Consider the following 14,395-nt stretch of genomic DNA (forward strand, 5'->3'; position numbering starts at 1 on the left):
ACTGCGCATCGGATACATCGTGCATTACGATACACGACGTATCCACCGTGGTCAGGAGTCCTCGTGTCGTCGTTCCTCTACCGGCTCGGCCGGGCCGCCGCCCGGGCGCGCGTGCTCGTCCTCGCGTTGTGGGTCGTGGTGCTGGCCGCGGCCGGCGGCGCCGCGCTGGCGTTCAACCACGGCACCGACGACACGTTCGCCATCCCCGGTTCGGAGTCGCAGGACGCGCTCGACCACCTCGGCCGGGTCTTCCCCGAGGTCAGCGGTACGTCCGCGCAGCTGGTGCTCGTCGCCGGGGACGGGGCGAAGGCCGACACCCCGCCGATCCGGGCCGCGGTGGCCGAAGCCGTCGCCCGGATCGGGCGGGTCGGCCAGGTCGCCACGGTCGTGAACCCGTTCGACGCGAGCGTGCACGGCGCGGTGTCGGGGGACGGCCGGGCCGCGCTCCTCGCCGTGCCGCTGAAGGTGCAGCTCACCGCCGTCGAGCCGGCCACCCGGACACAGCTCGCCGCGATCGCCGCCGACCTCGCGAAGCAGACCGGCACGCAGGTGCACACCGGCGGTGACGCCTTCTCCGACCGGGTGCCGAAGCTCAGTCCCACCGAGGGCATCGGCCTGGTCATCGCGCTGCTCGTGCTGGTGCTGATGTTCCGGTCCCTGATCGCCGCGGTGATGCCGCTGGTGACCGCCGTCCTCGGGGTCGGCTTCGCCGCGGGGCTGATCTACCTGGCCACCCTGGTCACGCCGATCTCGTCGACCGCGCCGATGCTGGCGGTGATGATCGGCCTCGCGGTCGGCATCGACTACGCCCTGTTCCTGCTGTCCCGTCATCGCGACCAGCTCGGCGAAGGGCTCGACGTCGAGGAGTCGATCGCCCGCGCCACCGCCACCGCGGGCTCGGCGGTCATCTTCGCCGGCCTCACCGTCGTCATCGCCCTGCTCGGCCTGGCCGTGGCCGGGATCCCGTTCCTGACCACCATGGGCATCGCCGCCGCGGTCGCGGTCGCCCTCGCCGTCGGCATCGCCGTCACCCTGGTTCCCGCGCTGATGTCCTTCGCGGGCAAGCGGTTGCGGCCGCGCGTCCCGAAACCGAAGCGGCGCCGCCGGAAGCCGCAGGTCGCCCGCTGGTGGGTGCGCACCGCGACGAAGGCGCCCCTGGTCACCGTGCTGGTCGTCGTCGCCGGGCTGGCGATCTGCGCGCTCCCCGCGGCGTCGCTGCGGCTGGCGTTGCCGGACAACGGCACCGAAGAGCACGGCAGTCCCGCGCGTGACACCTACGAGGTCGTCAGCGAACACTTCGGCCCCGGTTACAACGGCCCGCTGATCGTCACCGCGGACATCATCACCAGCACCGACCCGGTCGGCCTGGTGAACCGGATCGCCGACGAGATCCGGCGGCTGCCCGGCGTGGCCTCGGTCCCGCTGGCCACCCCGAACCCCAAGGGCGACACCGGCATCATCCAGGTCGTCCCGGCGACCGCGCCGGACTCCGTGCAGACGGACGACCTGGTGTCCCGGCTGCGGGGGCAGGAGCAGCACTTCCGCGACGCCTACGGCACGCAGACCGCGGTCACCGGCATCACCGCGGTCGGCATCGACGTCTCCGCCCAGCTCGGCAGCGCCCTGGTGCCGTTCGGGATCCTGGTGGTCGGGCTCTCATTGATCCTGCTGGCCATGGTGTTCCGCTCGATCTGGGTGCCGATCAAGGCCACCGCCGGCTACCTGCTTTCGGTCGCCGCGGCCTTCGGGGCGACGTCGTTCGTCTTCGTGGAAGGCCACTTCGCGGACGCCCTCGGCGTGACCCACACCGGCAGCGTGATCAGCTTCCTGCCGATCATCCTGATGGGTGTCCTCTTCGGACTCGCGATGGACTACGAGGTGTTCCTCGTCTCGCGGATCCGCGAGGACTACGTCCACTCGGGCGACCCGCACCACGCGATCGAGTCCGGGTTCGTGTCCGCCTCGCGCGTGGTGGTCGCGGCGGCGGTGATCATGTTCGCGGTGTTCGCCGCGTTCGTGCCCGAAGGCAGCGCCACCATCAAACCCATCGCGTTCAGCCTCGCCGTCGGCGTCTTCGTCGACGCCTTCATCGTGCGGATGACCTTGGTGCCCGCGGTGCTGGCGCTGCTGGGCCGCCGCGCCTGGGGACTGCCGCCGAAGCTCGACCGCGTCCTGCCGGTCTTCGACGCCGAAGGGGACGCGCTGGTGCACGAACTGCGGCTCGCCGACTGGCCCGCTCCCGGCAGCACCGAGCCGATCAGCGCCCGCGCGTTGCGGCTGAAGGACGACCGCGGCCGTCCGGTCTACGACGGCGTCGACCTCCACTTGCGGCCCGGGGAACTCCTCGTGCTGCACGGCGCGGGCGCGTGCGGCAAGACCGCCTTGCTGTACACGCTCGCCGGGCGCGTCACGAAGTTCACCGGCGACCTCAAGGTGCTCGGCCGGGTGCTGCCCCAGCACACCCACGCCCTGCGCCGGGACGTCGCTGTCGTGTCCTGCCGCGACACCAAGGACCCGGCCCGGGAGATCGCCGCCGCCCGCGACGCCGGGCTCGTGGTCGTCGACGACGTCGACCTCGTGCTGCGCACCGACGTCCGCGACCGGGTCCGCGCCCTGCTCGCCCAGCCGGGGAGCACCACCTTCGTGCTGACCTGCCAGGACCCCGAGCGCATCCGGGACCTGCTGCCCTGGCGGCACACCCGGCTGCACGCCCTCACCGCCGCCCAGCCCGCCGAGGTCTCCTGATGCTCAAGCCGTTCGCCGATTCCGCCCGCGCCCTCGCCTCCGGACCGCTGACCTGGCGGACGTGGGCCGGCCTGATCGCCGTCCCGATCCTCGTCATGGGCCTGCTGACCTGGGCGTTCTGGACGCCCGACACCAACCACGGCAGTGCGAAGGCCGCCGTGGTCAACAACGACGAGCCGGTGCAGGTCAACGGGCAGACCATCCCGCTCGGCCGCCAGCTCGCCGGCGACCTCACCCACAGCGGCGACTCGGCCTACACCTGGGTGCTCACCGACGCCGCCGACGCTGCCGACGGCCTGGCCGACGGCAGCTACGCCGCCACGGTGACCATCCCGCGGGACTTCTCCGCGCGCGCCACCTCGGCCGCCACCGGCAAACCCCTGGACGCCCGGCAGGCCCAGCTGCAGGTGCGGACGTCCGACGCCGCCGGCGTCACCGATCCCGGCCTGGCCGACCACATCGCCCAAGCCACGCAACGGACGTTGAACCAGCAGGTCGTCCAGACCTATTTGGACAATGTCTACCTCGGCTTCACTACCCTCCACCAACAGGTCGGCAAGGCCGCGGACGGTGCGGGACAGCTCGCCGACGGGACCCGGCAGCTGTCCGATGCCGCGGCGCAACTGGCGGCCGGCGCCGACCAGCTCGCGGACGGGACCGCGCAGCTCGCCACCGGCTCCGGGAAGCTGGCCTCCGGGCTCATCCAGGCCGAGCGGGACACCGCGCAGCTGCCCGCGCTGACCCGGCAGCTGGCCGACGGCGCCGACCAGGTCGCCGACGGCAACGAGCAGCTCGCCGGCGTCGTCGTGCCGCTGGCGAACCGGATCATCGCCGCGATCGACGCCGTCCCCTCGGCCGGCAGCGCCGCGCAGCAGTTCCGCCGGCTGGCCGGCGAGTGCACCGGCACCGCGGCCTTCTGCGGTGAGCTCCGGCAGGCCGCGGACCGGTTCACCACCGATGCCGGGAAGATCGACGGGGTCAAGGCCGCCATCCGCGCCAACGCCGTCAAGACGCGCGATTCCGTCCAGGCTCTGGCAACGGGCGCCCGCAAGGTCGCCGACGGCAACGCCCAGCTGGCCGGGAAGTCCCGGGAGCTGGCCGCCGGGATCGCGTCCGCCGCCGGTGGCGCGAGGCAGCTCGACAGCGGCGTCCGGCAAGCGAACTCGGGTGCGCAGAAGCTCGCTTCGGGTGCCGGGCAGCTGAAGGACGGCGTCACCGAGGTCGACTCCGGCGCGCACGAGCTCGCGGGTCAGCTCGACCAGGGCCGTGACCAGGTGCCGTCGTACACCGACGCCGAACGCGCGCACCTGAAGACCGTCGCCGCCGACCCGAGCACCGCGACGACCGACGGCACCTCGGTCGGCACCCTGGCGCTGACGTTGTTCGCGGCGCTGGCCCTGTGGGCGCTGGCGCTGGCCACCTACCTCGTCACCCGGGCCGTGCCGGACGCCGTGCTCACCGCCCGGGAACCCACCTGGCGCATCATCCTGCGCGCCGCCCTTCCCGGGGCGACCGCGGCCGCGCTCGCGGCGGTCGCCATCACCGCCATCGCCGTCCCCGTGCTGAAGCTCGGGCTCGCGGGCAGTATCGGGTTCCTGCTGATCGCGCTGCTGGCCGCGTCGGCGTTCGTCGCCCTCAACCAGGCCGCCACGGCGATCTTCGGCCGGGCCGGACGGCTCGCGTCCCTGGCCGTCCTCGTCCTGGCCGGAGCGACCGGCATCGTCTCCACCCTGCCCGGGCCGCTCTACGCCATCGCCGGCTACCTGCCCACCCACGGCGCGGTGCTGGCGTTGCGCGCCACCGCCACCGACGGCACGGGCCTCACCACCGGCGTCGCCCAGCTCGGCGCCTGGCTCCTCGTCGGCACCCTCGTGTCCATCGTGGTCACCGACCGCCGCCGCTACCTGTCCGCCAGGAACGTCCGCCTCCCCCTGACCCCGGTCACCGGAAAGGAAGATTTCGCATGAGCCGCGCCCACCGCATCGACACCCCGCACGGCGATCAGCCTCATCCTGTCCTGACGATGCTGAACACCAAGAACAAGGCGCAGCGGGCGTGGGCGCTGCTCGACCAGCAGCACCAGGTGCCCAAGCAGCTGGCCGCGCTCCGCCAGTTCCAAATCGACCGCGGCAACGGCGAGAACCTGTTCCCCCGCCTCAAAGGCTGACCCCGGTCGAGGGCACGCTGTTCGCCGGGATGCGCACCCACCGCCCGTAAGACGACCGTCACCTTTGCCGCCCGTTCCGGGGCCTATATTCGATCGGTGAGGCCGCTCACTCCCGAACACGATGGGCACGCCGATGAGCACACCACGACCCTCCTCAATGGACGCCGTCGATGACCGCGTCCGGCCCGCGAGCCGGGTGCTCGCTCTGGTGATCGTGCCGTTCCTGCTGGCGGCCTTCGTCATCTGCTACCTGGTGCCGGCCCGGACGCTCGAACTGTTCGCCTGGGGGATCAAGCCGCCGCTCACGGCGATGGTGCTGGCCGCCGTCTACCTCGGAGGCGCGTTCTTCTTCGTGCGCGTGGCCGTGGCGAGGCGGTGGTCGGAGGTCGCGCTCGGGTTCCCGCCGGTGGCGCTGTTCGCGTCCCTGCTCGGCGTCACGACGGTGCTGCACTGGGACCGGTTCACCCACGGCCACGTCTCGTTCGCCGCCTGGGCCGCGCTGTACTTCGCCGCCCCCGTCTTCGTCATCGCGGTCGCCGTGCGGAACTCGCGGGCCGCCCGGGGCGCGGTGCTCGGCCCGGGGCCCCGGCTGCCGGCGGCCGTCCGGATCGTGCTCGGCGGGACCGGCCTGGCCGAGCTGGTGGTGGCGGCCGGGCTGTTCGGGTCGCCGGGCCCGGTGGGCGGCCTGTGGCCGTGGGCGGTCACCCCGCTGACCGCACGCACCCTGGCCGCCGTGTACGCCCTCGGCCTGGCCAACGTGCTCGTCGCGGCGGACGGCCGGGCGCCGCGGGTGCGTCTCCAGCTCGAGGTGCAGACGGTCATGCTCAGCCTGATCGCGATCGCGATCCTGGTCCGGCGCGGCGACTTCGCCGCGGGCCCGGCCGCGGCGTACCCCTTCGCGGCGGTCGTGCTGGCCGAGCTCGCGGTGGTCACCGGCGGGCTGATCAGCATCTCCCGGAGCAGGCCGGCCGCGGCCCGGCTGGGTCACTCCGGCGCGTAGCCGGGCCGGCCCGTTACCGTGGTGCCATGGGGTCACCGCCGCTCGTCTGGTACGCCAGCTACGGGTCGAACATGTACTCCGCGCGGTTGCGGTGCTACCTCGAGGGCGGGACGCCGCTGGGTGCCCAGCGGCACTACGCCGGGTGCCGCGACCGTGGTCCGGCGCGCCGGGTCGTGGCGAGCGAGTTCCCCGGCGGTGTCTACTTCGCCACCGAATCGGCGGTCTGGCACGGCGGCCGGGCGTTCTTCGACCCGCAGCTGCCGGGCCGGGCGGCGATGCGGTCGTACCTGGTGACCGCCGGGCAGTTCTCCGACATCGCGGCGCAGGAGATGTACCGCGAGCCCGGCACCGACCTGGACCTGGCCACCGTGCTCGCCACCGGCCGCGACCAGCTCGGGCCGGGGCGCTACGAGACCCTGCTGCACCTCGGTGACCTCGACGGCTGTCCCGTCCTGACGTTCACGGCCCCCTGGTCGGCGGCGGAGATCGAGAAGAACCCGCCGTCGGCCGCCTACCTCGCCATGATCGTGGGCGGGCTGCGGGAAGCCCACGGCTGGTCCCTTCCGGAGATCGCCGAGTACCTGGCCGGGCGGCCGGGGGTGGGCGAGCGCTGGTCCGCGCCGGAGATCGCCGAGCTGGCCCCGCGCTGAGCGGCGCCGCCGGCCTGTTCATGCGACCAGCGGTTGTCCGGCGTCGCCCGGAAGGTCGAAGCTACCGGGACGAGACCATCACCTTCGACGGGGAGGGCGTCATGAGGCCTGGTCCGGTGGTTCTGCTCGCGGTCGCGCTGATCGTCACGGCGTGCGGCGGGTCCGGCGACCCGCCCGCCGCCGGCCGGGAGAAAGTCGCCTATCTGACCTCGTTCGGCACCTTCGGCCGGGACGCCTACGCCTACGTGGCCCAGGAGAAGGGCTTCTTCGCCGAAGCCGGGCTCGACGTCACGATCACGCCGGGCAGCGGCACGGTGGACGTGCTCAAGCTGGTCGCCGGGGGCCGGGCCGACTTCGGGACGGCGGACTTCACCGCCACCGCGATCACCGTGGCGAAGGAGAAGCTGCCGGTGACCGCCGTCGCGGCGGTGCACCAGCGGTCCCTCGCCGCGATCATCTCCCTGGACGGCCGCGGCATCACCCGGCCGGCGGACCTGGCCGGGAAGAAGATCGCCGATCAAGCCGGCTCGACGAACCAGGTGATGTTTCCCGTCTACGCCAAGGCCGCCGGCCTCGACCCGGCCTCGGTGCGGTTCGTGCCGGCCGCTCCGCCCGCGCTGCCGCAGCTGCTGGCGTCCGGGCAGGTGGACGGGATCGGGCAGTTCGTCGTCGGCCGGCTGCTCATCGAAGCCGCGGCGCGCGGCAAGAAGGCGGTCGTCCTGCCCAACGGTGACCTGGTGCCCGACCTGTACGGCAACGTGGTCGTCACGTCGAAGCAGCTCGCCACCCGGAATCCCGCGCAGGTACAGCGGTTCACCGCGGCGCTGCTCAAAGGGCTCGGCTACGCGATCGAGCACCCCGACGAGCTCGGCGCGATCCTCAGGAAGTACCAGCCGGCCCAGGACGCGGGCGTCGCGGGCGCCGAGATGAGGGCGATGGCGGCCTACGTCCGGCCGGCCGGGTTCACCGGCCCGCTCGGCCAGGTCGACGAACCGCGGGTGGGGAAGATCATCGGCACCCTCACCGACGCCGGTGCGGTCCCGGCCGGCGCGCTCGCCCCCGGCGACGTCGTCTCCTTCGGTCTGGTTCCCCGGCCGTGATCGTGCTGGACGGCGTGACGCAGGTCTTCGACGGCCGGGCCGGGCCCGTCCAGGCGCTCGCCGGCATCGACTTCGAGGTCGGCGAGAACGAGTTCGTCGCGGTCATCGGGCGGTCCGGCTGCGGCAAATCGACGTTGCTGCGGCTGATCGCCGGGCTGCTGCCCCCGACCCGGGGCCGGATCTCCGTCGGCGGCGAGCCGGTGACGGGGCCGCGTCGCGACGTCTCGGTCATGTTCCAGCGCCCGGCGCTGCTGCCGTGGCGGTCGGTGCTGTCGAACGTCATGCTGCCGATCGAGATCTTCGGCCTGGAGCGGAAGTCCTACCGCGACCGGGCGCACGAGCTGCTGGAGCTGGTCGGCCTGCACGGCTTCGAGAAGCGGCTGCCCCACGAGCTGTCCGGGGGGATGCAGCAACGGGTTTCGCTGTGCCGGTCGCTGATCCACGCGCCGGCGGTCATGCTCATGGACGAGCCGTTCTCCGCGCTGGACGCCTTGACCCGGACCGAGCTTTCCGCGGAACTGCAACGCATCCAGCTGGAGCAACCGAGGACGGTCGTGTTCGTGACGCACTCCATCGAGGAGGCGGTCGTGCTCGCCGACCGGGTGGCGGTGCTCACCCCGCGGCCCGGCCGGCTGCGCAAGCTCGTCGACCTCGCCGTCGACCGGCCGCGCGTGCCCGGGCGTCCTGACGTCGATCAGGCGGGCCGCGAGCTGCGCGACCTGCTCACCGCGCCGGTCGACGGGGGAGCGGCGTGAAGGGCCGCGTACTGCCCGTGGTGGGATTGCTGGTGCTCATCGGCCTCTGGTGGCTGGCCACGATCGTCTTCTCCATCGAGCGGTTCCTCGTCCCCAGCCCGGCCGACGTGGTCGCGTCGTTCCTCGAGCTGCCGGGTTACCTGCTCGGCCAGAGCCTGGTCACCCTGGCCGAGACCGTCGAGGGTTTCACACTGTCCATAGTGGTCGGTGTGCCGCTCGCGATGCTGATCGTCCGTTCGCCGTTCCTGGAACGGACCTTCTACCCGATCCTGCTCGCGCTGAACGCGGTGCCCAAGATCGCGATCGCGCCGATCCTGGTGGTGTGGTTCGGCTTCGGCCAGGGCCCGAAGGTCGTCCTGGTCGTGCTGGTGTGCGTGTTCCCGGTGGTCATCTCGACCGCGTCCGGGATGAAGTCCACACCGCACGAGCTCGTCGAGCTGCTGCGCTCGTGGGACGCCTCCCGGCGTCAGGAGTTCTTCAAGCTGCGGTTCCTCCACGCGCTGCCGCAGATCTTCGTCGGCCTCAAGGTGGCCATCTCCCTCGCGGTCATCGGCGCGGTGATCGCGGAGTTCGTCGGCGCCGACGCCGGCCTCGGGTTCGTCATCGTGCAGTCCGGCGCCAGTGCCGACACGTCGCTGGCCTTCGCCGCGATGACCCTGCTGGCGATCATGAGCATCGCGTTGTTCCACGGGCTGGCTTTCCTCGAGCGGAAGCTGGTGCCGTGGGCCGAGGAGCACCGGTGAAACTTTCAGAAGTGCCGGATACGCCGTGAAAACAAGCCCGCTTTCTTGACGTTGTGCCGAGCCGGGTGCTGTCACTGCTTTCGCCCTCCCGTACGGCTGAGGTTGCCGGCACTCGCGAGCGCGGCCCACCGAGCTGTGGAAGCCGAGTGACGCCCGACGGTGAGGCCGGCCCTGCTCACGGCTCGGACGGCGCATCCCGCGGACCGGCCAATCCGTGCAGCACGAGATCGGAGACGACGTCGGCGACACCCTCCGGCTCCCCGCCCGCGGGCAGGGCGTGGTTGAGCCCGGCCAGCAACACACCCACCGCGGCCGCCAGGAGCTCGGGGTCGCCAGGCGAGTCACGTCGGGTCTCCAGGTGCCTTCGCAGCGGCGCCGTCCAGGTGGTCAGCTCCTCCCGGAAGCGCCCGGACGCCGGGGCCGCCGCGATCGCCGACTGCAGCAGGGCGATCGCCGTCGGGCGGTGGGTGCGCAGCGCTTTCCAGCAGGCCGCCACGTACTCGCGGAGCGGCTCGGTGCCGGCGGGGTCGCCGGCCGGCACCGAGCCGAGCTCGGCGCGCAGCGTCTCCAGGAGCTCTTCCTTGTCGCTGAAGTGCGTGTAGAACGACCCGGCCGCGCGCCCGGCCGCGGCGGCGATGTCGGTGACCCGCGTGTCGAGGTAGCCGCGTTCGGTGAACAGCCGCTTGGCCGCGGCCAGGAGGTCCGTCCGGGTCCGGGCGGCGAGGTCGGCTCGCGTGCCCATCAGCCGGCGAGGTGGGGGAGGAGGCGATCGGCCGACGCCCGCAGGCCGTCCCGGACCGTGCCGAGGTCCACGTCCAGCAGGGTGTGGCCGCGTTTGCGCCAGCGTCCGGCGACCATGACCGCTTCGATGTCCGCGGCGGTCGCGTACAGCGCGGTCGCGATCGGGTTCGGGCCGGCACCGTCGAGGACGACGAGGTCGGCCTGCAGGCCCGCGTCGAGCCGGCCGACGCGGTCGGCGAGGCCGAGTGCGCGCGCCCCTTCGACCGTCGCCCAGGCCAGCGCCTGCTTGGCGGTGATCGTCGCGGTGAGGGCGAACGAGCCGGTGTCCTGCCGGTGCCGCTCGTGGTCGTGACCACGCTGGGCGGCCAGGGCGATCCGGGCGGCGGAGAGCACGTCGGTGGGCGTGACGGCGTCGGTGTCCGTGCCCAGCGACGGCGCGGCGCCCAGCCGGAGCAGGTGCCCCGTCACCGGGGAGCCGTGGCCCTGGCCGAGTTCGTTCTCGGGCGTGCAAGTGATGGTCGCGCCCGCGTCGACCAGGATTTCGAGCCACTCCTCGGTGAGCCCGGCGCCGTGCACGACGTTCGTCCTCGGGCCCAGCAGCCCGGCGGCCCGCACGGCCGCCCACGCCGGGCCGGGCGCTCCGCCGCTCTGGTGCATCGACACGACGAGCCCGCGTTCGGCGGCGGCGCGGAAGTCGGCGACCGCGGCGTCCGGAGTGGACAGTTGAGGGCCGCGGACGGCCATGCCGATGGTGAGCAGCGGTCCGCCGGTCAGCCGGTCGACCTCGGTGACCGGGTGGGGCGCATCGGCCGCGGAGTACGGGGTGCCGTGCAGGAACACCCCGCGGACGCCGGACGCCCGGAGCCCGTCGAGCGCGGCGTCGGTGTGGTCCGGTGTCGGCGTGTTGTGGCACCAGTCGCCCACGGTCGTGGTGCCGCGGTCCAGCTGGCCCAGCGCGCCGGCGAGGCTGCCGATCCGCAGGTCTTCGGGGCGGTAGTGGTGGGCCACGGCGCCGTGCAGGCGGCCGAGGTAGTCCGCCAGCGTCCAGTCGGCGCCGACACCGCGCAGCGCGGTCTGCCACGTGTGCAGGTGGGCGTTCACCAGGCCGGGCATGATGATCCGGCCGGTGACGTCGACGACCTCCGCGCCGGCGGCGTCGAGGCCGCTGCCGACGGCGGCGATGGTGTCGTCTTCGATCAGGACGTCGGCGCGTTCGCTGTCCGGCCGGTTCGGGGCCATGGTGATGACCTGCGCGCCGCGCACCAGGACGCGGTTCATCCGGCGACCTCCGGCGTCATGGTGCGCACCGCGGCGCGGGTCGAGGCGAGGAAGTCGCGGGTCGCGATGTGCCCGAGGTAGCCGTCGGGCCGCACGAGCAGCAGCGCGTCGCCCTCGATGCCGTGGCTGCGGCGGACGTCCGGTTCGTCGACGGTGATCCGCCGCACCGGGACGCCGGCGGCCGGCCAGCCGAGTTCGCCGCTCGCCGCGGCGGCCTCCGGGCCGAACGCGACGAGGGTGAAGTGCGGTCCCCGGTAGGTGTCGAACAGCCGCGCGCCGGGCAGGTCGGCGTCCGGCGCGCGGTCGCCCGCCTGCAACGTCCTGGTGCGGTCGCGGCCGGCCGGGGCGAGGGGGCCGCCGCGGTAGGTCAGCGACAGTTGCTGCTCGTCCTTGCCGCGGCGCAGGCTGGAGGGGTCGAGTTTGGCGAGGCCTTCGTACTTCTTCGTGGACAGGCCGAGCACGCCCGCGGCGATCGGCAGGCGTTCGGCTTCGTAGCTGTCCAGCAGTTCCGGGTCGGCTCCGGCGAGGACCTGGCCGAGTTTCCAGCCGAGGTTGTAGGCGTCCTGGATGCCGGTGTTGAGGCCCTGGGCGCCGGCCGGGGTGTGCACGTGCGCGGCGTCGCCGGCCAGGAAGACGCGCCCGCGGCGGTAGGCCTCGGCGAGGCGGATGTTCGGCCGGAAGACCGACCGCCACCGGATGTCGTGCACGGCGATGGCCCGGTTGCGGGTGTGGGCCCGGATCCGCCGGGTGATCGCGTCCTCGCCGTCGGGCGGTTCTTCGTCCGGGGCGAGGCGGAACATCCATTGGAACAGGTCGCTGTGCGGCAGCGGGCACGCGCCGGCGAACCGGCCCTTCACTCCCGGCCAGACGTGCCAGCGATCGCGGGACAGGCCGGTGGTGACGGCGTCGACGATCAGCATCCGATCTGCCTCGCGGGTCTCGCCCAGGAATCCCAGCCCGAGGTGCTTGCGGACGGCGCTCGATCCGCCGTCGGCGCCGACGAGGTAGCGGGCGGTGATCCGTTCGGGGCCGGCGTCGCCGAGCACGGTGGCGGTGACCGACGTGCCGTCCTGCTCGAACCCGGTGAGTTCGCGGCCGTACTCGACCTTGCCGCCCAGCTGCTCGAGTCGGTCGTGCAGCGCGGCGTCGGTGCGGTACTGGGGCATCAGCCGCGTGTTCGGGTAGGGGACGTCGGCGGTGCGCCCGCGGTTGCGGAACATCCGCCACGGGACGGTGACCGGGCCCAGGTGAAGGCCGAGGCGGGGGTAGTCGCTGCTGCCGGCGAGGACGTCGTCGAGCACGCCGAGGTCGTCGAAGACCTCGAGGGTGCGCGGCTGGAGGCCTTTGGCGCGGGAGCCGTCGAAGGAGTGCGGGGCCTTGTCGATGATCCGGACGCCGAGACCGCGGCGGGCCAGGTCGATGGCCAGCGTGGTGCCGGCCGGGCCGGCGCCGGCGATCAGGACGTCGAGGGGTTCGGTCATGGTTCGAGCCGATCGGGGTAGGGAACGGCGAACGACGCGAGCAGGTCGCCGACGTCGTCCGGCCGTTCGAAGGGGGCCATGTGACCGCACTCGGTGATCACGTGGGTCTGCCGCGGGCGCAGCAGGTCGTGCACGGTGTCGAGGTGGGTGATCGGGGTGACCCGGTCGTCGTCGCCCCACACCAGCAGGACCGGGAGACCCAGGGCACCGGTCGACCGGAAGACCTCCTGCCGCTCGTACAGCGGGAAGTCCTGCAGGGTCTGGAAGAACGCGTAGAGGGAACCTTCGTAGCGGTAGGCGTCCCGGACCATCGCGACCAGCTGGGTGGAGAGGGCGGGGTCGCGGACGTTGTGCCCGAGGTGGTCTTCCAAGAGCTTGCGGCCGAAGCGCCGGGCGACGAATCCGGCGAGGAAATCGTTGCGCAGCAACCGCTGCGGCAGCGGCCGCGAACCCAGCCCGGCCGGGCCCACGATCGTGAGCGTGGCCACGGCCGCCGGGTCCCGGTTCGCGTAGGCCATCGCGACCAGGGCGCCCATCGACGTACCGACCACGTGGTGCGGTCCGGGGAGGCCCAGCGCGGCGGTGAGCTCGGCCAGCTGCCGGACGAACAACGCTTCGTCGTAGCGGCCCCGGACCCGGTCGGAATAGCCGCGGCCGTAGGCGCTACAGGCCAGGGTGCGCAGGCCGCGGGCGTGCAGCCGCGCGGCGAGTCCGTCCCAATAGGACAAGGGGATGGTGATCCCGCCGACCAGCACGGCGAGCTCCCCGCCCTCGGGACCGGTCAGCTCGTAGTGGGTCACCCCGTAGGACAGGGTGACGAAGTCACCGCGCAGGGTCCGGCGCGTGGCCGCGTCGAGCCGGCGATCCTCCTCGGTGGCAACGAAGTACTTCATCGCAGGAACTCCCTGATCGCCGTGGCCACCCAGTCCGGGTCCTCTTCCGGCAGCAGGTGCCCGCCGTCGGCGTGCACACGCTCCAGAGCGCCGGGGATGTCGCGGGCGAAGTGCTGTCCGTTGACGCCGGCGCTGCGCAGGACCAGCGTCGGGACGGCGAGCTTCGGGAGTTCGCCGCTGCGGTCCGGTTGGTCGGTGTTGGCGAAATCGACGAACGCCGACCGGTTCCCCGGACGGCTGGTCAGCGCGTGCACCCGGTCGACCAGGGCGGCATCGACGATCCCGGAGTGCGCGCCGACGGCTTCCCGCAGCCCGCGTTCGGTCGCGCCGCGCGGCAGCCACCGCCGCAGCAGCGGGCGCAGCAGGGGGTTGCGGGCCAGCCGCAGCCCGGCGGGCAGGGTCTTGCCCGGGTAGCCGGTGGCGTTGACCAGGACCAGCGCGTCCACCCGGTCCGGGGCGTCCAGGGCCAGGTTCCACGCGATGTTGCCGCCGAGCGAGTTGCCGGCCACGGCGAAGTGCGGCACCTGCAGCGCGGTCAGGAAGCGGGCCATCGTGCCCGCGTAGGTCCGGACGCGGTAGTCGCGGTCGGGTCGCGGGCCGGTCCGCCCGAAGCCCGGGAGGTCGGGGCGGATCACGTCGTAGGACGACGACAACAGCGCCGCCACCCGTCCGAAGCCCTCCAACGACGACCCGCTGCCGTGCAGCAGGACCACCGCAGGCCCGTGACCTGCGCGGACGTAGTGGATGCGCTGGCCGTCGACCGTCAATGACTGGGTGCTCTCCATAATGGCAACAGTGTTGCCGTTATTGCGTGAGGTGTCAACCAGCGGTCATACTCACGG

At 72.8% G+C, this 14,395-nt stretch carries 13 protein-coding genes; 8 read left to right on the forward strand and 5 right to left on the reverse strand.

The genetic code is table 11. The features are described 5' to 3' along the window. Nucleotides 1–63: 63 nt before the first annotated feature. The 8 genes from ACWDN5_RS15560 (at nucleotide 64) to ACWDN5_RS15595 (ending at nucleotide 9,160) form a co-directional block, all read left to right on the forward strand. Nucleotides 64–2,745 carry an MMPL family transporter gene (locus ACWDN5_RS15560; protein ID WP_449676765.1) on the forward strand — a complete coding sequence of 894 codons (2,682 nt, stop codon included), beginning with the start codon at nucleotides 64–66 and terminating at the stop codon, nucleotides 2,743–2,745. After that, complete coding sequence (locus ACWDN5_RS15565) at nucleotides 2,745–4,712, forward strand: YhgE/Pip family protein (protein WP_449676766.1); 1,968 nt, start codon at nucleotides 2,745–2,747, stop codon at nucleotides 4,710–4,712. The genes ACWDN5_RS15560 and ACWDN5_RS15565 overlap by 1 nt, the downstream gene beginning before the upstream one ends. Next, nucleotides 4,709–4,912, forward strand: coding sequence for a hypothetical protein (locus ACWDN5_RS15570; RefSeq protein WP_449676767.1), 204 nt, complete (start codon nucleotides 4,709–4,711; stop codon nucleotides 4,910–4,912). Before ACWDN5_RS15565 ends, ACWDN5_RS15570 begins: the two co-directional genes overlap by 4 nt. Before the next feature lie 157 nt (nucleotides 4,913–5,069). Next, the gene (locus ACWDN5_RS15575; protein ID WP_449676769.1) at nucleotides 5,070–5,912 is read left to right on the forward strand and encodes a hypothetical protein; all 843 of its coding nucleotides are present in this window, start codon (nucleotides 5,070–5,072) and stop codon (nucleotides 5,910–5,912) included. 26 nt (nucleotides 5,913–5,938) lie between these two features. Beyond that, entirely contained in the window at nucleotides 5,939–6,562 is a 624-nt protein-coding gene (locus tag ACWDN5_RS15580; protein WP_449676770.1) for a histone deacetylase, read from the forward strand. Between the two features lie 101 nt (nucleotides 6,563–6,663). Next, a complete protein-coding gene (locus tag ACWDN5_RS15585; RefSeq protein WP_449676771.1) occupies nucleotides 6,664–7,662 on the forward strand; it encodes an ABC transporter substrate-binding protein in 999 nt (332 codons plus the stop codon). Then, the gene (locus tag ACWDN5_RS15590; RefSeq protein ID WP_449676772.1) at nucleotides 7,659–8,417 is read left to right on the forward strand and encodes an ABC transporter ATP-binding protein; all 759 of its coding nucleotides are present in this window, start codon (nucleotides 7,659–7,661) and stop codon (nucleotides 8,415–8,417) included. Before ACWDN5_RS15585 ends, ACWDN5_RS15590 begins: the two co-directional genes overlap by 4 nt. Next, the gene (locus ACWDN5_RS15595; protein WP_449676773.1) at nucleotides 8,414–9,160 is read left to right on the forward strand and encodes an ABC transporter permease; all 747 of its coding nucleotides are present in this window, start codon (nucleotides 8,414–8,416) and stop codon (nucleotides 9,158–9,160) included. The genes ACWDN5_RS15590 and ACWDN5_RS15595 overlap by 4 nt, the downstream gene beginning before the upstream one ends. A 175-nt stretch (nucleotides 9,161–9,335) precedes the next feature. Here ACWDN5_RS15595 and ACWDN5_RS15600 read toward each other — a convergent pair whose 3' ends face one another. The 5 genes from ACWDN5_RS15600 to ACWDN5_RS15620 are packed head-to-tail and all read right to left on the reverse strand — an operon-like array spanning nucleotide 9,336 to nucleotide 14,338. Beyond that, nucleotides 9,336–9,902, reverse strand: coding sequence for a TetR/AcrR family transcriptional regulator (locus ACWDN5_RS15600; protein WP_449676774.1), 567 nt, complete (start codon nucleotides 9,900–9,902; stop codon nucleotides 9,336–9,338). Further along, nucleotides 9,902–11,179, reverse strand: coding sequence for an amidohydrolase family protein (locus ACWDN5_RS15605; protein WP_449676775.1), 1,278 nt, complete (start codon nucleotides 11,177–11,179; stop codon nucleotides 9,902–9,904). Before ACWDN5_RS15605 ends, ACWDN5_RS15600 begins: the two co-directional genes overlap by 1 nt. Then, nucleotides 11,176–12,660 (reverse strand): FAD-dependent oxidoreductase, encoded by a 1,485-nt coding sequence (locus ACWDN5_RS15610; RefSeq protein ID WP_449676776.1) that lies wholly within the window; start codon nucleotides 12,658–12,660, stop codon nucleotides 11,176–11,178. Before ACWDN5_RS15610 ends, ACWDN5_RS15605 begins: the two co-directional genes overlap by 4 nt. Beyond that, nucleotides 12,657–13,553 carry an alpha/beta fold hydrolase gene (locus ACWDN5_RS15615; protein WP_449676777.1) on the reverse strand — a complete coding sequence of 299 codons (897 nt, stop codon included), beginning with the start codon at nucleotides 13,551–13,553 and terminating at the stop codon, nucleotides 12,657–12,659. The genes ACWDN5_RS15610 and ACWDN5_RS15615 overlap by 4 nt, the downstream gene beginning before the upstream one ends. After that, nucleotides 13,550–14,338, reverse strand: coding sequence for an alpha/beta fold hydrolase (locus ACWDN5_RS15620; protein ID WP_449676778.1), 789 nt, complete (start codon nucleotides 14,336–14,338; stop codon nucleotides 13,550–13,552). The genes ACWDN5_RS15615 and ACWDN5_RS15620 overlap by 4 nt, the downstream gene beginning before the upstream one ends. Between the last annotated feature and the right edge of the window lie 57 nt (nucleotides 14,339–14,395).

The organism is Amycolatopsis sp. NPDC003731 (assembly GCF_053586895.1).

Coding starts and splice junctions, on each gene's coding strand:
- ACWDN5_RS15565 (WP_449676766.1), top strand. CDS start 2,745: ATGCTCAAGCCGTTCGCCGATTCCGCCCGCGCCCTCGCCTCCGGACCG.
- ACWDN5_RS15570 (WP_449676767.1), top strand. CDS start 4,709: ATGAGCCGCGCCCACCGCATCGACACCCCGCACGGCGATCAGCCTCAT.
- ACWDN5_RS15575 (WP_449676769.1), top strand. CDS start 5,070: ATGGACGCCGTCGATGACCGCGTCCGGCCCGCGAGCCGGGTGCTCGCT.
- ACWDN5_RS15580 (WP_449676770.1), top strand. CDS start 5,939: ATGGGGTCACCGCCGCTCGTCTGGTACGCCAGCTACGGGTCGAACATG.
- ACWDN5_RS15585 (WP_449676771.1), top strand. CDS start 6,664: ATGAGGCCTGGTCCGGTGGTTCTGCTCGCGGTCGCGCTGATCGTCACG.
- ACWDN5_RS15600 (WP_449676774.1), bottom strand. CDS start 9,902: ATGGGCACGCGAGCCGACCTCGCCGCCCGGACCCGGACGGACCTCCTG.
- ACWDN5_RS15605 (WP_449676775.1), bottom strand. CDS start 11,179: ATGAACCGCGTCCTGGTGCGCGGCGCGCAGGTCATCACCATGGCCCCG.
- ACWDN5_RS15610 (WP_449676776.1), bottom strand. CDS start 12,660: ATGACCGAACCCCTCGACGTCCTGATCGCCGGCGCCGGCCCGGCCGGC.
- ACWDN5_RS15615 (WP_449676777.1), bottom strand. CDS start 13,553: ATGAAGTACTTCGTTGCCACCGAGGAGGATCGCCGGCTCGACGCGGCC.
- ACWDN5_RS15620 (WP_449676778.1), bottom strand. CDS start 14,338: ATGGAGAGCACCCAGTCATTGACGGTCGACGGCCAGCGCATCCACTAC.